The following is a 19,360-nucleotide window of genomic DNA, read 5'->3' as shown; positions in this document are numbered from 1 at the left end:
CGCACTCACCCTTTCACCCGTTTTTGGACCGCCCGCGCATGCCCGGCGAGCTGCTCTTCCGTAGCAATCGCCATCACATCCGGCGCCGCTTGCTGTAAAGCTTTTTCACCATAATATAAATACGTAATTTTTTTATAAAAATCGTCAACAGACAAACCGGAAGAAAACCGCGCCGTTCCCGATGTCGGCAGGATGTGGTTCGGGCCGCCGTAATAATCGCCGATGGCTTCCGGCGTGTTTTCTCCGAGAAAAACGGAGCCGGCATTTTTCACTTTTGAGAGCTGCAAGAGCGGATTTTCCACCTGGATTTCCAAATGTTCTGGCGCAAGCCGGTTCGAAAGTGCAAAGGCTTCATCTATCGATTCAACAAGCACGGCTGCACTTTGCATCTTGATGGACACTTCCCCGATGTCGCGGCGTGGGAGGACAACAAGCTGTTTTTCAAGTGCCGACTTTGTTTCATTGATCAGTTTCTGTGAGGTGGTGAACAAAAACGTTCTTGCACGTTCGTCGTGTTCGGCCTGGGCGATCAGATCGGCTGCTATATATACTGGATTAGCATTTTCATCGGCAATGATGGCGACTTCCGACGGGCCTGCGATCATGTCGATGCCGACCGTGCCATATACGAGCGATTTGGCGGCAGCGACATATGCGTTCCCAGGGCCAACAATTTTATCGACTTTAGGAATCGTTTCCGTGCCGTATGCAAGCGCCCCGATCGCCTGGATGCCGCCAAGTTTGTAAATGGTCCCGACACCGGCAATATCGGCCGCTACGGATAAAACCGGTGCAATTTTCGTGCCGTTTCTCGCCGGTGTCGCCATGATCACTTCTTCCACGCCGGCAAGGACAGCTGGGATTGCGTTCATGAGAACGGATGACGGATAGCAGGCAGTCCCGCCCGGCACATAAATCCCGGCTTTTTCCACTGGCCGAAACAGCTGGCCTGAAATGATGTTTTCATTCATTTCCATGATCCGGGAGTTTTGCAGCTGTTTCGCGTGGAAACGGCGAATATTTTCCGCTGCTTTTTGCAAGGCGGAAATCACATCTTGCGGGACTTCGTGCCATGCCTGTTTGCGTTCTTCCGGTAAAACTTCCCACGATTCCGGCACTTCCCCGTCAAATTTGGCGGTATATTTTTTCACGGCGGCATCCCCATTTAAGCGAATGTCTTCCAGCACTTCCTTCGCGGTGCGCAGCACGCCTTCATCATGCACGCCGCTCTTGTTTTTCGATTGCAAAAACGTTTCGGCAAATGCTTCTTTTGTGTATTCCCGTATCATTTTGCGACCCCTTCTCCCTGTAGTTTTTCAATAAACGGCCAGATTGCCTGCTTTTTTATTTTTAACGCCGACCGGTTGGCGATCAGCCGCGCTGTGACCGGCTGAATCTCCTCTATGACGGTAAGCCCGTTTTCTCTCAATGTGTTACCCGTTTCCACGATGTCGACAATTGCATCAGCAAGGCCAACGATCGGCGCGAGTTCAACGGAGCCTTCGAGTTTCACGATGTCCACAGATTCCCCTTTTTCGCGGAAAAATTGCTCGGTCACATTTGGGTATTTGGTTGCGATCCGGCGTTTCCGCTGATGGCGGACAGCCTCCGGTTTACCTGCAAGGGCAAACCGGCATTTCCCGAACGGAAGCGGCATTAAATCGAAAACATCGGGATGCGTTTCCGCCAAAATGTCCTCCCCGACAATGCCAAGATCGCAAATGCCGTACTCTACATATGTTGCAACATCAAAGCCTTTTACGAAAATGCAGGTGAATGCATCCGTTTCAACGAGGAGTTTTCTCCCTTTTTCAACGAGCGGTTCAACATGAAAGCCGCGCGACTTTAAATATTGCAAAAATTGTTTTTCCACTCTCCCTTTTGTAAGGGCAATGCTGATCGTCAAATTTCTTCCGCCTCCCAATGGCCGCCCACATTTTTAAACTTGAGGACCTTACTGAATTCGCCTTCTGCAGGCGGCGCGAAACGGATATCCACGATTTTTCCGTCGTATGCAGCCCGCAGCTTTTCTGCTTCCGCAAGCGTTTCTTCCCCGGCAATGATGCAGATTTTTTCCGGTTTTTCTTCCTGAACCAGTTCCTCAGCCAGCATATCGGCGTCAAAAGCAATGCCGACAGCTGTTGTTTGGCGGTGAAACTGTTCGTACAGCTTGTCGTACCGCCCGCCAGAAAAGCAGGAAGCGCCGGTTTGTTTTAAAAATCCCCGGAACAAAATGCCGGTATAATAGGGCAGATTTTTCACCCGGCCAAGGTCAATCATGATGTCTTCCATTCCGACAGCCATGCAAATTTTACCAAGCTTTTCGATATGAATAAGCATATCCGAAAGTGCCGGTTCCGTTTTCCATCTTTCCTGAAATGTCCGGATCATTTCGAACGGACCGTACGCATCCACAAGTCCCGCCAGTTCCGCGGCAATTTTTGCATTGCCGCTTAAACTTGCAATCTCGAATACTTCATCTTTCCGTTTATCGTGCATGGCCCCTCTTAACCGGTCAACCTGGCCGTCTTCCAGATTCAGGCGTGCGACCAGTTCCTCAAAAATACCGGCATGGCCAAGCTCCACCATCACCCCGGTAACGCCGAGCCTGTTAAAAAAGTCATGGGCAAAAAACAGGCATTCACCTTCCCCTAAAAGTTCCGGCAGGTCCACCATTTCGATCCCGACCTGGCGGCTCTCAAGGCCGGGGGTATCCATTCTGAACACTGAACCCTGGTAAGCCCATTTACACGCCCGGAACGGTTTTTGCGAAAGCGCCCTTGCGATGGAGGTGGTCCAGTCCGGGCGCAAAACTTCAATCTGGCCGCGGCCATCAAACCATTTCAGCATATTTTGAAGCTTCATGCCAACCTTTTCATTTGTAAACGTATCCGCGTACTCAACAAGCGGTGTCGAGATTTCCGTATAATTCCGCTTCTCCGCCGTGCGACGGAACATTTCAAACACGGTTGCGCGGTTTTTGACAACCGTGCCCATTTCATCCTGGCTGCCTTCCGGTAAAAACATCGGTTTCACATCCTGTACTTTCTCTTTATTATGTTAGTACTCTAATACACTAAAGGATTTGATTGCATTTAAGATACCATATTTCAGAAAAGCGGTCAAGGTGAAAATTTTTGACAAGCCGGCTTGTCCCGGTCGATTTGGAAATAGAGCGGATAATGGGCGGCGCATCCGGGGTTAAATGGCGCGCCGCAATGCGGGCAAGCGCTTGCCCCCATATATTCCCGGATCGTCATTTCATGCTTGCAGACACCGCAAAGAACCGCTTTTGTATCCCATTCCCGTTTTTCCCACCGCTCGATCGGATGGGCTTCCGCTTCCTCATGGCATTGATAACACGGATAATACTTTCCGCAGCATTTAAAACGGATGGCTACGACATCCAACGGAGAAGCATAATGGATGCAGCGCGTCTCATCATCTACCACCGGGCCGTACACTTTCATTGGAAACGCTCCTTTTGAAATTTTTTCTTTGTTTTTAACATACAGGAATTTGGCTTTCACATCAATGAAACGGGCGCAAAAAAGCTGGCAGTCCCGAGCCGGAAAAGGGCTATTTAGGGCTTGCTGAATTAGCAAAATTCCTAGATTTGGCAAGGATGCTGACAGCTTTGGCATAAATTTAATACAAGGGTTTTATAAAGAATACAGGGAAAAGCTTGCACTTGAAACGCACCCTATGTTAAGGAAGGCCACCAATTTTCCACGCTTCCTTAACGTAGACAGGCTCTATATGAAGGAAAACCCTCGTTTTTTCACGCTTTCTTAACGTAGACGCGCTCTATGTGAAGAAAGGCCGTCAATTTTTCGCGCTTCCTTAACATATACGCGCTCTATGTGAAGGAAGAGCCTCGTTTTTTCGCGCTTTCTTAACGTAGACGCGCTCTATGTGAAGGAAGAGCCTCGTTTTTGCTTGCTTCCTTAACGTAGATGCGCCCTATGTTAAGGAAGGCCACCAATTTTCCACGCTTCCTTAACATAGACGGGCTCTATGTCAAGGAAGAGCCTCGTTTTTGCTTGCTTCCTTAACGTAGACGAGTCCTATGTGAAGAAAGGCCGTCAATTTTCCAGGCTTTCTTAACATAGGGCTTGCAAAAATAACCAAAATTCCTAGATCTGGCAAGGATGCTGACAGCTTTGGCAAAAATTTAGATGCAAGGGTGTTATAAAAATCCAGAGAAAAGCTTGCACTTGAAAGCTGATTCAATGTATAGAGAAGACAGAATCGTATTTTTAAAGATGGATTCTTCTAGAACTTACTGACAAATTGGGTACAAACTCAGAATCGGATTCGTTCAGCAAGGGCTATTTAAATAATGATTTTTTCTTATTCCCTTTTAAAATATCGCCTGTCCATCCTTTCCGGTACAAATAGATATAAAGCAGGATGGTATTTACGACAATCAGGCCGAGCGCTGCAATATAGCCGTAGCGCCAGGAGAGTTCCGGCATGTTTTTAAAGTTCATGCCCCATAAGGCGCTCCAGGCGGAAATCGGGGTAAACAGCGTCGTTAAAACGGTCAGAGTTTTCATAATCGAATTTCCCCTGTGGCCTGAAACCACTTCTTCCACTTTGAGCAGCGTATCGATTTCCTGTTGGTAATCCTGCAAAAGCGCAAGGCATCTTTCGATTTTCATGACCCTTTGCCGGACTTGCGGGTATTCCAAAATATCAGTGCCAAATCCTTCCTGCATGCCGTATAATATCTCTTTCACCGGGATCATCAAATTCCGGCAGACGAGCAGTTCGTGGCGGCGTTCGTATATTTTATCGAGCGTGTCAATATTGTTCCTTTTTTGGATCTCCCAGATCAGTTCGTTTAATTTAATTTCAAATTCGTCTATTTTATCTAGGTAATTATTTACGATCGCGCCGATGATAATAAAAAATGCCTCAATGGCATTGCGGGAATAGGCCATCTGCCCGATGACTTTTTCGATTTCCGTATTTTTCAGCTTGGAAAAATCAAGATCTACCGTCAACAGCGTTTTTTCGGTGATGTAAAAGTGAAACATATCATGTTCCTCACGGTTGATCGTGTGCTGGTCAAAAATAAGCGAGCCTTCGACAAACGGCCGGTCATTTTGGGTTGTATCAATCTTTAAAGTGTTTGTATCATCATTTTTTATATTTTTAATCCATGTTTTGCATTCCTCGTTTTCATCAATAATCCGTGCGATTTCTTTCTCATCCGCACTTTCCAGCTGATACCATTTCCAGTTGTTTTCCTTGTTTTTATACAGATGTAACAAACGTCTTCCCCCTTTCTCTTCCCTTTTTTATTCCCGCTTGCCTGCTGTATCAAACACTGTTGGTGGCGGAAAAGCGAACGGGTAACACGCTTTGTCAAAGCATGGCATACATGAAAAGGCAAGCCCGTGCATAAAATGTACAAGTTTTCCGCGGGAGGGATGGGGGATGTGGACATCGGCCTTTTTGCCGGCTATGTGTTTCTCGGGCTTTCTTTGGCTGCGCCGATCGGACCGGTCAATTCCGCGCGCATTGACAAAGGTATTAAAAACGGTTTTTGGCATGCGTGGATGGTCGGGACCGGGTCGATGATCACGGACGGCATTTTTATGGCGGCAGTGTATTTGGGGCTTGTCCGGTTTTTAAATATTGAAATGGTGCAGGTCTTTCTCTGGCTGTTTGGCGGATTTATCCTCATTTATACCGGCGTGGAAAGTGTAATCAGCTCAAAAACGATCACCGTTGATTTATACCGGAAGAAAGATCCGCTTGCCGCATGCTTTTTAACAGGATTTATCATGTCGATCACAAGTCCTTTATCCATTTTGTTCTGGCTTGGCATATACGGGTCTGTCCTTGCCAAAACCGCCGGCCATTACGGGACGGGCATGTTGCTGGCATACAGCAGCATGATTTTTGTGGGACTTGCCATCTGGGATGTGTTCATCGCCGGTTTGACGGGCGGATTCCGGCGCTATTTCAATCACCGGACACTGCAAATCATTTCCCTCGCTTCCGGCGCGTCTTTAATCGGATTCGGCCTGTATTTCGGCGTGCAGGGGATCAAAACGCTTCTGTCTTAAGAAGCATCAAGGACTTGTACATAAACCGGCCTGCTTTATCAAACAGTATGTAAGGTAAAGGAGGGAACCGGGATGGGCAACCAGAAGCAACCATCTAAAGCGACAAAAAACGGCAACCTGACATGGTGGCAGCTTTCGCTTGTCGGTGTCGGCTGTACGATCGGAACCGGCTATTTTCTCGGATCGGGTATCGGGATCAAAACGACAGGCCCTTCTTTCGTGTTGTCATTCCTGATTGCGGCCGCCGGTACATATATTGTTTTCCGCGCGCTTGCGAAAATGACGGCACGCGACCCACACGAAGGCTCGTTTTGTTATTATGCAAAAAAAGCTTACGGCAACTGGGCAGGATTCAGCTGCGGCTGGAATTACTGGTGTTCGAATGTGCTTATTATGGGGAGCCAGCTGACCGCATTGTCCATTTTAACAAAATTCTGGTTTCATACGGTGCCGTTATGGATACTGGCCGCCATTTACGCAGCCCTTTCCATTGTTGTTGTCCTGCTTGGCACAAAAGGTTTTGATAAGGTGGAAAATATTCTCGCTGTCATCAAAACGGCCGCCATCATCATGTTTATTTTGCTTGCCTTTTGTGCCCTTTTTGGTTGGATTGACGGCGGGCGGGGAACGGGCGGGTTCCTCCCTAATGGTCTCCACGGCTATTTTCCCCATGGCGCGTTAGGCTTTTGGGCTTCGCTCATTTATGCGTTTTATGCGTTTGGCGGCATTGAAGTGATCGGGCTGATGGCGATGCAATTGAAAAACAAAGAAGATGCGCCGAAAGCCGGATCGATCATGCTAGTCGTTCTAACGATGATTTACGTGGTCTCGCTCGGGCTTGCCGTCACAATGGAACACTATACGGCTTTTAATGATAAAGAAAGTCCGTTTGTCAAGGCAATGGCGGACTATCATCTCACCTTTTTCCCCCACGTCTTTAACGGCGCCATTATCATTGCCGGATTTTCGACGATGACGGCCGCGCTGTTCGGGGTTACCAATTTGCTCGTAACCTTGTCGAATGACGGGGATGCGCCAAAATGGTTCGGCAAAAAAATAAAAAAATGGAAAAACCTTCCGCTTCCTTCGCTCGGGCTTGCGGCTTGCGGCCTGGTTCTTTCCATTATTACAGCCCTTTTGCTGCCGGGGAAAATTTATGAATACATTACAACAGCAGCCGGGATTTTGCTGCTGATGAACTGGCTATTTATTATCCTTTCGGCTTTTCGCGTCTTAAAACTAAACGGCGGCGGAAAAATCACGGCCATAGCCGGTATCCTTTTCCTGCTGCTTGCGATCAGCGGGACACTGGCGGAAAAAGAAATTCGCCCCGGGTTTTATGCCAGTTTCATCGTCATGGTGATCATCATTGCCATTGCCGTTTTCGTGAGCCGAAAGAAAAAACAAGCTTCGCACAAACCGGCCCCTGAATAATCAACGGCCGGTTTGTTGCTTTGCAAAAATAAACCGGAGTTTCCCGTCCTCCCATTTCAATTTTGCATCAAAGATTTTGCCATTTTTTCGGAATCCCTTGATCATGTTTGTTTCTTCACCGGCCAGCAGTTTCCTTACATTGGCCAGGCTGATTTTCTTGCCAAGGATCGATTTTGACAGCGTAAAGGTGCAGCCTGATTTCCGATAGGCACTGCAACCGTAAAAATCGCCCTTGTCCACAATGACGCCGCCGCATACCGGGCATTTGCCGGCTTTTTTCCCGATGGTATATTTTGATTCCGGCCTTTTAATGTCATCCGTTTTTAAGCCGGAAAAATCCCATTCGGCCGCTGCCTGAACAGCATCTTGCACAATTTTTCTGGACAGCTTTTTCGTCTGTTCCATAAAAGCGGCTGCTTCTGCCGCCCCCCTCCCGATTTCGCGGAGCCGTTTTTCCCATTTTGCAGTCATTTCCGGAGAAGCCAGAATTTTGCCGCCAATGGCACGGATGAGCACTTTCGCTTTATCAGTGGCATAGACCTGATTCTTTTTCACCTCAATATACTTCCGGTCTTTTAAAATGGTGATGACGCCGGCCCTTGTTGCTTCCGTACCGAGCCCTTCCACTTCCGCCATGACTTTTTCTAGTTCCCTATCCTCAATATATTTTCCGGCCGTTTTCATCAGCGTGATGAGCTGGCCTTCCGTGTACCGTTTCGGCGGCTGCGTTTTGCCTTCTTTGACGTTTGTATCGATGACAACCCCTTTTTCCCCCTGCTTTACATCCGGCAAAATTCCATCTTTTTCCTTTTCTTTCGAAAAAATGACTTTGCGCCAGCCTTCCGCTTCCATTTGCGTGCCCTTGGAAAGAAATGTTGCACGGCTATCCACGACCGTTTTCACCGTCGTGTAATGAAAAACGGCATTGCCGTAATGGGCAGCAATAAGGCGGCGGACGATCATATCATAAATTTTTTTCTCACCGTCCGGAAGACTGCCTGGTGCCACAACCTGTTCGGTCGGAATTATCGCGTAGTGGTCGGAAACCTTTTTCTCATTTACATAACGCTTATTTTGAAGGATGGAACGCTTTGGAAGCGGGAAATACGGAGCATATTCCGGGCAGGCGGATAGTTTTTCCAAAATACCGGGAAAAGTTTCGGCTTCCCCTTTTGTCACGTATTGGGAATCGGAACGGGGATAGGAAACGATCCCTTTTTGGTAGAGGGATTGGACAAGATCAAGCGTTTTTTTCGGTGGAAATTGAAAAGCCCTGTTCGCGGCTGCCTGCAAAGATGACAAGTTAAACAACAGCGGAGGCTGGAATTCCTTTTTTTCTTTTTTCAATTCTGCAACTTCCGCCGGTTTTTGGCGGCAAAATGCGGCAATCCGTGCTGCCATGGCCGGGTCATTCAAACGCGATTCGCCATCTTTCACCCATTTGCCTTCGTATTGTTTGTCATCAAATTGAAACATTGCGGTGACTTCCCAAAACGGTTCGGGTTTAAAATGTTCAATTTCCAGCTCCCTTTTTACGATTAAAGCGAGCGTAGGTGTCTGGACGCGACCGACCGAAAAGACATCGCGCATGCCTTTTTGCCTTAAAAGCAGGCTGTAGACACGGGAGGCGTTCATGCCAACCAGCCAGTCTGCACAAGCGCGGGCGTATGCTTCATCATACAAAGGGCGGGTGTCTTCATCATGTAATAAATGGCGGAACCCTTCCCGGATCGACTGCGGGGTTAAAGACGAGATCCATAGACGCCGGAGCGGTTTTTTGGCGCCGCACAAATGAAGGATGTTGCGGATGATCAGTTCCCCTTCGCGGCCGGCATCGCCTGCATGAATAATATTTGTTACACGCGCGTCTTTTACCAGTTTTTTGACGATTTGAAATTGATTGTATTTTGACTTTGCCACTTCATATTTGAATGTTTCCGGGAGAATCGGCAGCGTTTCCAGTTTCCACTGCTCCCAGGCGGGATTGTAATGTTCCGGCGGGACGAGCTGGGTTAAATGGCCGATCGCCCATGTGCAGAAAGCGCCTTCCGGGAAGATCTCATTCGGCCGGATTTCAATATACCCCTCCCGTTTCACATGCGGAAAAACCGAACAAAGGGTGCGCCCCTGGTCAGGTTTTTCAGCGATGATCAAAGGAAAAGACAAACAGATCACTCCTTTCTTTTTCTAGCTCTACTTTACAATGTTTTTCACACGCTGCCAAGAAAAAATAAACGCCCGGCCGGGTAAATCCTTTTCCACTGGATTTACGCGGCCGGGCGGCGTTTCAAAATGCGGTATTTCCCCCATCGTTCATTGTCACTTCCTAAATGGTTGTTTTCTGTTTTGCTGTGCCTGTTGAATGTTTCGGGTGCAAGTACCGGATCACCATCCGTGCGCCCATTAATTCAGCACGGTGATTTGGATCGTACGGCGCCCCCAGTTGGCGGCTTTTCCTGAATCCGGGACGAGGACATCGATACGGTTTCCTTTAATGGCGCCGCCCGTATCACCTGCAACAGCGGTCCCGTACCCTTCGACATATACTTTTGAACCGAGCGGAATCACGTTCGGATCGACGGCAATCACTTTTGCGTTTGGATTATTTTTAACATTGATGCCGGTCGCTGTAACGCCGGAGCAGCCCGGATCATTGGCTGTATAAGCGGTCGCGGTGACGGTCATCGTTTTTCCCTGCGGTTTTGGAGCCGCCTCTTTGGAAGATTCCACGTGCACGGTCGGCTTTTTCACGTCCACTTTTGCATTTTCCGTGTTTGTTTGCGGCTGGACGGAAACTTCCGCTGCACGTTCTTTTACTGTCACTTTGCTGTTCGGATTGGAACGAATCACGATTTGATCATGCGGGAAAATGACATCCGATGACAGATCGTTCCATTCTTTTATTTGTTCAACCGGCACGCCGTATTTTTTCGAGATATCCGACAGCGTGTCACCGGCTTTAATGACATAAACGTTTTTCGGGGAAATGGTTAACTTTTGTGAAGGATAAATCATTTCGGTGGAAAGTTGGTTATTTTGTTTTAATGTTTTAACGGATGTATTGTATTTTTGAGAGATCCCCCAAAGTGTATCCCCCGGTTTTACGGTATAAGTATCCGGCGCTGCGGCTTGTGCATTGACAGCCATTACGCTTGTGATTGTCACCGCAGCTGCAAGTGCTGATACTGCTTTTTTCATAAATTGTAACCTCCTCTTTTTGCCGGCTTTTGTGCCAACACCGTAAATCCTAACACACGGATTTAACAGGCGGATAACGGCAAAATGTTGATTTGGTTACACAAAAACGCTTCTTTGTAATCCCGTGAAAAATTTGTAACATAGGCATAAAGTCACGAATTCGCGCATAGAAGCAGAAAAACACCGTCGAATTGCGGCGGTGTTTGCAGCACTTTAGTCCTGTTGATCGATTTTTTTCAGCGGTTCTTTCGCCGGCCCTTCTACCACTTCGCCTGTACAAGCAAACCGCGAACCGTGGCACGGGCAGTCCCATGTGCGGTCTCCCGAGTTCCATTTCACTTCACAGCCCATATGGGTACACGTCGTATCAAGCAGATAGATGTTCCCGTCCTGGTCTTTGTAGGCGCCTGCCCGCTTTCCATTGATACGGACAACGGCCCCTTCGTCATTTTTTAACGCATCTAAAGATTGATTCCGCATGTCAAGTTTTCCTTTGACGAGCTGCCCGGCAACATCGACATTTGCCGAGATAAATTTTTTGACCATCGGATCCGCTTCAAAACGCTGCGGGGAAAAGATACCGGCATAAGGATTTTCTTTTTGCATAATCCGGTCCCGCATCAGCATGGCGGCGAGATGGGTGCCGGTCATCCCCCATTTGCGGAACCCTGTTGCGACCATGACCCTTTCTTCATTTTTGGTAATGGGGCCGATATAAGGGATTTTATCTAATGTGGTCATATCCTGGGCTGACCAGCGACAGCAGAATGCCCCTATTCCGAATGTTTCTTCTGCAAATTGCTGCAATGCTTCATAGTGGCGGATCTCCGGTTCCCCATGGCCGGTTTTATGGTTCTCTCCGCCGACCAAAAGCAGTTTTTCCCCGGCTCCTTCCGCTTCCCGGAATGAACGCGACGGCTGCTCCGCATTAATGTACATGCCGCCCGGAAAAGGTTTTACAGGTTTCACGGCAAGCAAGTACGAACGTTCCGGATACATTCTTGAGAAATACAAGCCTTTCGCATTGTAAAAAGGATAGTGTGTACAGATGCAAATGTATTTGCACGTCATGGTATGCCCTTTTTCCGTTTTGATTTTTAATGGGCTGCCAAAATCGATATCTTTCGCAGTGGTTTGTTCAAAAATCGGGACATTTTTGTCCATTAAATATTCAATCAGTGCTTTTAAGTACGAAAGCGGATGGAACTGTGCCTGCCCGGCCATTTTCACCGCTTTTTTCCCGGGAATCCCGTCCGGCAGCGAACCGATCCATTCTCCCGGGATGCCGAGGGTTTCATACGCCTGCATTTCTTTTTCCAGTTTTTCAATATATGCATCGGAATTGGTATAGAGAAAGGCATCCTGCCGCGAAAAATCACAGCGGATCCCGTGCTTCAGGATCGTTTGTTCAATGAACGATGCAGCTGTTTCGTTTGCTTTGTAATAAAGGGATGCTTTTTCTTTTCCTATATGCTGGATCAATTCATCATAAATGAGCCCGTGCTGTGCGGTGATTTTTGCCGTCGTATGCCCGCTTGTGCCATTTGCAATGGATCCGGCATCAAACAGGATCGTTTTATACCCTTCGTTTGCCAGCAAATAGGTAGTTACAATCCCGGCCATTCCGGCACCCACAACGGCCACATCGGCTTCCATATCCTGCGTTAACGATGGAAATTGCGGCATCGTGACCGTTTTGCGCCACAACGGTTCAGGAGATTGCGGCATTGAAGTTCCGTTCATGATTTGACCTCCCCGAAAGACTGTTATGTATAGTCTTCCCCGGGGAGGCCGGTCTAAACATTGCGATTTAGCTGTTGAGCAATTTATCCGTAATCTGGCGCATGATATCGCCTCTTGAGATGACGCCGACAACACGCCCTGCCTGATTGACGACCGGAAGCTTTTTAAAATGGTGTTTTGCCAGAATCCTGAGCGCATTTTCAAAATCGTCTTCAGGCCTTACCGTATACAGTTCCCGCCGTTTCATAATCTTTTCCACCGGGAAGTCCAGGCTGTGCACCAATTTTTCATTAAAGTCTTCCTGCTCATTTACCACGATCGTAATATAAAAATCGTAAACGGTCCGTGCCTTTGGCTGCAAAAAGCGGATGACATCCCCGTCGCTGATCATACCGAGCAGCTTTCCTTCCGCGTCCACGACCGGTACGCCGCCGATCCGGTGGTGGGCAAGCACCTTTAACAGTTCCCGGATCGTTGTCTCTTTTTTTACCGTAATAACATCCCGGATCATAAAATCTTTGACTTCCAATTTTCTCGCCCCTTTATATCCATCCATTTACAAATTATTGTAAACCTTTGCGGGGAAGGAAGCAATGAACAAACCGCCTATTGTGTGCCATCTACGTATTTCCCGTGATCCGGGAGCGCGATTTCATCAAATCTGGATGCAAGGTCCTCAAGCCCTTTCCTCAAGCCGGAGCCAGACATCGGGATCCCGTGGCCGCAAACAGCAGTTTCCGGCTTTAAAGCAGCTAATTTTTCAACTGAGCGTTTGGCCGCTTTCCAGTCATTTGTAAAATAGCGCGGTGGCCCGTTTACTTCCTGCCTTTGCACCAGCACTTTCCAAAATTCATCCTGCCTGACGGTGATAAATGCGTCCCCCGTGATCAACACGCTGTCTGCTCCCCTGAAGAACGACACATGCCCTCTCGAATGGCCGGGCGTATGGATCCATTTCCAGCCCGGCAAAAACGGGACCGTCCCGTCTTCGGGAAGGGGCTGGACAGCATGGCCAAGATCAACCGGTTCATTCGGATAAATCATGGAAATCTTCGCCAGCAGGCCGCCTTCAACGGACGGATCGGGATCCGGATACGTTTCACGCCCGGTTAAATAGGGCAACTCCAATCGATGTGCAAAAACCGGCACGTCCCACTTTTCCAATAATGGCGCAATCGCTCCGACATGGTCAAAATGGCCGTGCGTCAGTAAAACCGCTTTTGGTTTTGCCTTTTCCCCGAAGCGTGCCCGCACGGCTGAAAATATCGCTTCGGCAGAACCCGGCATGCCGGCATCCACGAGGACAAATGCATTGGTTCCGGCCCTGCCGATCAGGCACACATTGACAATTTGGATGGTAAGGCAATAGATATCCGGCAGCAATTCCCTGCCTGTTCCGCTTTCAATCGAAGTCATCGGGATGACCCGGTGGCCAAACGGGTGATGAATGTCTTTGTCCATAAAATCCCCTTCTTTCATTTTCCTTCTATTTATCTTTTCCCGTTTCTCGAAAGCCTTACCCGTAACCTCCTATCATCAACCGAAAAAGCAGTCAAAACCGGACTGCCGACTTTACAAGGCGCCTGTTACCATGAAGCCTGGTGCCTTCAGCGAAAACGGCAAGGCGCAGTTGGCCTTGCCGTTTTCAAGTTGCTTTTATGCCGCATGCCTGTGTGGATTGCGGTATTTTGTCAGCAGCTGCGGGGCGGCATTCAAGAGAATCGCCGCAACAGCTGCGCATAAAATCGCATTCCCAATCATCGTGCCGCCGTTCATGATGAGAGAATAGAGAAACGCCGACTGTCCTTTAGGCGCATAGGAACCCCAAAAAATCACGCCGGCTACGAAATGCCAGAAATAGCGGGCGAAACTTCCGGTAAGAACGGAAAGGCATATCCAAAAAGTCATCGTGCCCTTTTTATCGTGACGACAGCTTCTTTCGACAAGCGGCCGGAAAAGCCCGGCAAACCCGATGAACGAAAAAGCGACCGGATATTCCATGATGCCCTGAAGCGGGTTAAGAATATCATTAGCATCACCGGTGACGATCTGCAGCAGGCTCCAAATAAATCCGGAAGCAACACTTGCTTTAAATCCCCAGCGAAAAGCGACCACAAAAATCGGCAGCATGGCAAACGACAGAGAAATCGCGGACGTCACCTTAATGGACGGCAATAAGTCCAACACGAGCGCGAACGCCGCAAAAATAGCCGCTTCAATCATAGCCTGTAAACTTAATTTGCCCATAAAAAAATCCCCCTTTTGGTATGCATGAACATAACGAACCATGGGAGGACAAAAGAAATTCCACATCCCTACGCCGGCATTAACCGGACAGGTTCAAAGGGTCAGAACATGGCGTTCACTCTCAGCTTAACGCTCCCCCTGTGGTTACGTTCATGAAATTGTCACCTTTATGATAAACTTTTTGCCACAACATTTCAACAAAAAATTTAATCTTTTGGCAATAACAGCTCCGGAAAATTGTTTTTCGGCGAATTGACGCGTTCAGATACGGCATACATTTCCATTAGGTCTGCATCATACTGCGAAAGGAGTGGCAACAGCCGGCCCGCCTCAGTGACCGATGTGTCCAGCCATTTTTCTTCATCTTCCCTGCGTAAAATCACCGGCATCCGGTCGTGAATTTTTGCCATCATCCTGTTCGCCTTTGTCGTTAAAATCGTGCAAGTAAAGACCGGATTCCCTTCCTGGTCCATCCATTTTTCCCAAAGCCCGGCCATCGCAAAAATGCCCCTGTTCTTAAGCCTGATCCGCATCGGCGCCCGGGTGCCGTCTTTTCGGTTCCACTCAAAAAAAGAATCGGCCGGAATGAGGCAGCGCCGCCTTTTCACTGCCTCCCGGAAACCCGGTTTCTGAAATACGGTTTCGCTTCTGGCATTGATCATCTTATGCCCGATTTTCGGATCTTTTGCCCAGGAAGGAATCAAGCCCCATTTTAAAAAACCGAGTCTGTACTGCCCATGGGCGCTGATCACGGCAGCCACCATTTGCGAAGGCGCGACATTATAACTTTTGGCATATTCACTGCTTGAAAAAGAAGCTTTGGCATGGAACCTTTCTTCCAATTCATTTACAGATGCCGTTAACGTGTACCTCCCGCACATCCAAATCCCGCCTTTCTTTCTATCCTGAAAATATTGCCCGCTGATTTTCATCCTCTGCCATACCGCGTATGAAGCGGCAAAGATGCCCATTTTTCCCCATTTTACACAAAAAACAGGCAGATAAAAAGGATTTGGCCCAGTTGCACCAAATCCTTTCTCTGTTCCGGAACGCACCGCTTGTTAACCCTGCCCCCGAGCTGGGATGTTTGCAGCAGTTCCCGGTTTTTCTTCTCTTTTTCACATTCCGCTCTTTAGGCCTTGTTTCTTTCAAGAAAATGCCGTTTCCGAAGCAAGGAATCGTTCCGGCAGGGAGCGAGCACGGTTTCCATGCCCTTTTTCACCATCCGCTTTCCGGATCGTAAGGTTAAAAGCCACCCGGTTACCGGTTTAACGCCGCGTCTTCTTCTTCGATCCGGCGCAGCCGTTCAGCCACTTCTTCCGGTGTAAGGCCGTGTTCTTTTACATATAAGTTATTTGGTACGGTGCGGCATTCATGCGAGCAACTCCGCATATATTTATGTTCATTTTCTTCCGAGCATAAAATTTGCTTGTTGCAGGCCGGGTTGGCGCAGTTGACATAACGTTCGCACGGTTCCCCCGTAAAATAATCCCGGCCGACAACGACATGTTCTTTTCGGTTGACCGGAACGGAAATCCGTTCGTCGAATACATACAGTTTGCCGTCCCACAGCTCGCCCTGCACTTCCGGATCCTTTCCGTATGTTACAATCCCGCCGTGCAGTTGGCCGACATCTTCAAACCCCTCTTCCAAAAGCCAGCCCGAAAATTTTTCACAACGGATGCCGCCTGTGCAATACGTCACAATTCTTTTGCCTTTTAATTGATCTTTATGTTCGCGCACCCATCCCGGCAGTTCACGGAAAGCGCGGATATCCGGGCGCAATGCCCCGCGGAAATGCCCGAGATCATACTCATAATCATTGCGCGCATCCAGTACGACGGTATCTTCAGCCAGCAGCGCCTCGCGAAATTCTTTCGGAGACAAATATTTTCCCGTTTTTTCATTCGGATTGATGTCTTTTTCAAGCCGCAGCGTAACCAGTTCCTTGCGCGGGCGGACGTGCATTTTTTTAAACGCATGGCCATCTGCTTCATCTTCTTTAAAGACCATGTCCCGGAACCGGGGATCGGCGTGCATCTTTTCTTTATATTTGGTTGTTTGTTCAACCGTTCCGGAAACGGTGCCGTTGATCCCTTCTTTGGCAACGAGGATACGCCCCTTTAAACCGGTCTCTTTGCAAAACTGCAAATGTTCGGCTGCAAAGGCTTCCGGATTTTCAATTTCAACATACTTGTAATACAATAAGACTCTGTACGGCTTTGTTTGTTCCATTATTGATAACCACCTATCCAATTATATTTGCAAGATATAATGCAGGCTTTCAGGTTACACTGTCTCTTACAAACCACCATTTTACCAAAAGCCCGTTTGCATTTCAAAATTTTCACTGTGAAAACAGAAGAAACGAAATGATTTATCAATCCTGTTTGATGCGTTATACTTGTTCAGACAGGAATAAAAGAAAGGTGTTATGCAATGAAATCGCTTGTACTCGCCGAAAAGCCGAGCGTCGGGCGCGAACTTGCGCGCGTCCTCGGCTGCACGGAAAATAAAAAACGTTATATTGAGGGGCCGCGCTATATCGTGACATGGGCGCTCGGCCATTTGATCGAACTGAAAATGCCGGAAGATTATCATCCGAAATATAAAGAATGGCGTATGGAAGACCTGCCGATTCTTCCGGATAAAATGGAAATTAAAACAATCCGGCAGACCTATCCGCAATATAAAGCGATCGAACAGCTTGGCAAAAGAAGCGACATCAAAGACTGCATTATCGCAACCGATGCCGGGCGCGAAGGCGAACTTGTCGCACGCTGGATTCTGGAAAAAATGCGCTGGAAAAAACCGGTGAAACGGTTATGGATTTCTTCCCAGACCGATAAAGCGATTAAAGACGGATTCAAACAGTTAAAACCGGCAAAGCAGTATGACAATCTGTACCACTCCGCCGTTTGCCGCAGCGAAGCAGACTGGCTGATCGGATTGAACGTCTCCCGTGCTTTAACCGTGAAATACAACGATCCGCTCTCCGCCGGGCGCGTGCAGACGCCGACATTGGCGATGGTGCTCGAGCGCGAACGGGAAATCCAGTCTTTTGTGCCGAAAAAATACTGGACCATTGAAGCGCTCGCCGGAAAACTCGAAGTATCGTATGACCAGCATGGCGAAAAACGGATATTTGACGAGCAAAAAGCAAATGCCATACATGCGGCTTTATCCGGGCAGACTGCCGTCGTGACAGAGGTGATCCGCAAACAGAAGCAAGAGCAGCAGCCGCTCCCTTACGATTTGACGGAACTGCAACGCGATGCCAACCACCGTTTTGGTTTTACAGCAAAAAAAACATTGAACGTGCTGCAAAACTTATATGAACAGCATAAACTCGTTACCTACCCGCGCACCGATTCGAAATATTTGACGAAAGATATGGAAAATACGATGTACGACCGGCTGCTTGCGGTGAAAGATGCATACAAAGAAGAAGTTCAGCCGGTCCTTTCCCGGAAAGGTAAAATACTGGCCAAACGTGTCATCAATGATGCGAAGGTGACGGACCACCATGCGATTATTCCAACAGATGAACGCCCGGCCTTATCAGATTTGTCTGCCGATGAACGGAAAATCTATGATCTGATCGTAAAACGGTTCCTTGCGCTATTCTATCCGGTTTATGAATATGAAACCGTCCAATTTAAACTTCAAGCAGGCGGAAAAACCATGACCGGGCGGACAATGGCCGTGAAAAATGCCGGTTTTACCGCTGTTTTGCACCATGAACAGGAGCGGGAAAATACGACGCTGCTTTCGATCAAAGAAGGAAAAAAATTTAAGCTGGAACAAATCCGGCTCAGCCAGCATTTAACCGAAGCACCGAAACGGTATTCCGAAGCGGATATTCTTTCGAGAATGGAAAAATACGGACTCGGGACGCCGGCAACACGCGCCGATATCATTGAACGGCTCGTCTCCTCCGAAACGATCAGCCGTGAGTCCGGCCGCCTTGTGCCGACCCCGAAAGGCAAGCAACTGATCGACCTTGTCAATGACGAGCTAAAATCGCCGGAACTCACCGCCAAATGGGAAGAACAGCTTGAAGCAATTGCCCGCGGAAAAGGCAACCCGAAGCAGTTTTTGGAAACCATCCGCCGGGAAACCGTACGCCTCGTCCGTGAAATCCGGACGAGTGACAAAAAATACCGCGCCCACAATTTAACGGGAACAAAATGCCCGGAATGCGGTTCCCTTATGAAAGAAGTAAACGGAAAAGACGGGAAAAAGCTTGTCTGTTCAAACCGGGAATGCCGGTTTACAAAGCGGAAAAGCCCGAAACTATCAAATAGGCGCTGCCCGACCTGCCATAAAAAGATGGAGATTCATCACGGCAAATCCGGCGTCTATTTCCAGTGCCGCCACTGCAATATTGTCCAAAAAGCAGACGAAAAGAAAAAAACTTTGTCAAAACATGAAGAAAAGAAATTGCTGCAAAAATACACAAAGAAAGAGGAAAGTTTCGGCAACAGCCTGGCAGATGCTTTAAAAGCCGCCTTGGAAAAAGAATAGATTGGATATTTGAAAAGCCCGGCCGAGCCGGGCTTTTTTTATAAACATTTTCGCGGTCAATACGGGCAATTTGGGCCCCTAAAAGCGCGCCCTTCCCCATGATTCAAAACGGCCGGGAAAAATTTAAACAA

The 19,360-nt window shown here is 48.2% G+C and carries 16 protein-coding genes and 1 riboswitch; of the genes, 3 read left to right on the top strand and 13 right to left on the bottom strand.

From position 1 onward, the window contains the following. Positions 1-5: 5 nt before the first annotated feature. The 5 genes from hisD to NFR98_RS01110 all read right to left on the bottom strand — a co-directional run bounded on the left by hisD (position 6) and on the right by NFR98_RS01110 (position 5,279). Positions 6-1,289 carry a histidinol dehydrogenase gene (gene hisD / locus NFR98_RS01130; protein ID WP_014098411.1) on the bottom strand — a complete coding sequence of 428 codons (1,284 nt, stop codon included), beginning with the start codon at positions 1,287-1,289 and terminating at the stop codon, positions 6-8. Then, positions 1,286-1,906, bottom strand: a complete 621-nt coding sequence (hisG, locus tag NFR98_RS01125; RefSeq protein WP_014098412.1) for an ATP phosphoribosyltransferase — start codon at positions 1,904-1,906, stop codon at positions 1,286-1,288. Before hisG ends, hisD begins: the two co-directional genes overlap by 4 nt. Further along, complete coding sequence (locus NFR98_RS01120; RefSeq protein WP_251459526.1) at positions 1,903-3,027, bottom strand: ATP phosphoribosyltransferase regulatory subunit; 1,125 nt, start codon at positions 3,025-3,027, stop codon at positions 1,903-1,905. The genes hisG and NFR98_RS01120 overlap by 4 nt, the downstream gene beginning before the upstream one ends. 95 nt (positions 3,028-3,122) lie before the next feature. Continuing rightward, entirely contained in the window at positions 3,123-3,470 is a 348-nt protein-coding gene (locus NFR98_RS01115) for a CHY zinc finger protein (protein ID WP_014098414.1), read from the bottom strand. An 861-nt stretch (positions 3,471-4,331) separates the two neighbouring features. Then, complete coding sequence (locus NFR98_RS01110) at positions 4,332-5,279, bottom strand: magnesium transporter CorA family protein (RefSeq protein ID WP_014098415.1); 948 nt, start codon at positions 5,277-5,279, stop codon at positions 4,332-4,334. A 168-nt stretch (positions 5,280-5,447) separates the two neighbouring features. Here NFR98_RS01110 and NFR98_RS01105 point away from each other — a divergent pair, with 168 nt between their 5' ends. Together NFR98_RS01105 and NFR98_RS01100 are read left to right on the top strand one after the other, a co-directional pair. Then, on the top strand, positions 5,448-6,080 hold the full coding sequence (locus tag NFR98_RS01105) for a LysE family transporter (protein WP_061087346.1): 633 nt from the start codon (positions 5,448-5,450) through the stop codon (positions 6,078-6,080). A gap of 72 nt (positions 6,081-6,152) precedes the next feature. Further along, a complete protein-coding gene (locus NFR98_RS01100; RefSeq protein ID WP_035185000.1) occupies positions 6,153-7,514 on the top strand; it encodes an amino acid permease in 1,362 nt (453 codons plus the stop codon). On the opposite strand, the gene NFR98_RS01095 is transcribed toward NFR98_RS01100, so the two are convergent. The 8 genes from NFR98_RS01095 to trhO all read right to left on the bottom strand — a co-directional run bounded on the left by NFR98_RS01095 (position 7,515) and on the right by trhO (position 16,937). Then, a complete protein-coding gene (locus tag NFR98_RS01095) occupies positions 7,515-9,680 on the bottom strand; it encodes a DNA topoisomerase III (protein ID WP_035185002.1) in 2,166 nt (721 codons plus the stop codon). Positions 9,681-9,917: 237 nt separating this feature from the next. Next, entirely contained in the window at positions 9,918-10,712 is a 795-nt protein-coding gene (locus tag NFR98_RS01090; protein ID WP_014098419.1) for a 3D domain-containing protein, read from the bottom strand. A 213-nt stretch (positions 10,713-10,925) separates the two neighbouring features. After that, on the bottom strand, positions 10,926-12,455 hold the full coding sequence (locus NFR98_RS01085) for an FAD-dependent oxidoreductase (protein ID WP_017550812.1): 1,530 nt from the start codon (positions 12,453-12,455) through the stop codon (positions 10,926-10,928). 67 nt (positions 12,456-12,522) lie between these two features. Further along, the gene (locus NFR98_RS01080; protein WP_014098421.1) at positions 12,523-12,984 is read right to left on the bottom strand and encodes a CBS domain-containing protein; all 462 of its coding nucleotides are present in this window, start codon (positions 12,982-12,984) and stop codon (positions 12,523-12,525) included. 77 nt (positions 12,985-13,061) lie between these two features. Beyond that, positions 13,062-13,916 carry an MBL fold metallo-hydrolase gene (locus tag NFR98_RS01075; protein ID WP_026683479.1) on the bottom strand — a complete coding sequence of 285 codons (855 nt, stop codon included), beginning with the start codon at positions 13,914-13,916 and terminating at the stop codon, positions 13,062-13,064. A 195-nt stretch (positions 13,917-14,111) separates the two neighbouring features. Then, positions 14,112-14,702, bottom strand: coding sequence for an energy-coupled thiamine transporter ThiT (thiT, locus tag NFR98_RS01070; RefSeq protein ID WP_014098423.1), 591 nt, complete (start codon positions 14,700-14,702; stop codon positions 14,112-14,114). A 48-nt stretch (positions 14,703-14,750) separates the two neighbouring features. Beyond that, a riboswitch (TPP riboswitch) is annotated at positions 14,751-14,851 on the bottom strand. Positions 14,852-14,908: 57 nt separating this feature from the next. Continuing rightward, positions 14,909-15,583 (bottom strand): SOS response-associated peptidase, encoded by a 675-nt coding sequence (locus NFR98_RS01065; protein ID WP_046720820.1) that lies wholly within the window; start codon positions 15,581-15,583, stop codon positions 14,909-14,911. A gap of 379 nt (positions 15,584-15,962) precedes the next feature. Further along, the gene (trhO, locus tag NFR98_RS01060; RefSeq protein WP_035188893.1) at positions 15,963-16,937 is read right to left on the bottom strand and encodes an oxygen-dependent tRNA uridine(34) hydroxylase TrhO; all 975 of its coding nucleotides are present in this window, start codon (positions 16,935-16,937) and stop codon (positions 15,963-15,965) included. Positions 16,938-17,141: 204 nt separating this feature from the next. On the opposite strand from trhO, the gene NFR98_RS01055 reads away from it, so the two are divergent. Next, positions 17,142-19,229, top strand: coding sequence for a DNA topoisomerase III (locus NFR98_RS01055; RefSeq protein ID WP_017550807.1), 2,088 nt, complete (start codon positions 17,142-17,144; stop codon positions 19,227-19,229). The last annotated feature ends 131 nt before the right edge of the window (positions 19,230-19,360 follow it).

The sequence above is a fragment of the Weizmannia agrestimuris genome, assembly GCF_943193165.1.
GTDB classification, from domain to species: Bacteria; Bacillota; Bacilli; order Bacillales; family Bacillaceae_C; genus Weizmannia; species Weizmannia faecalis.
The sequence above is the reverse complement of the archived record's forward strand: the minus strand, read 5'-3'. Positions and strand labels throughout refer to the sequence as shown.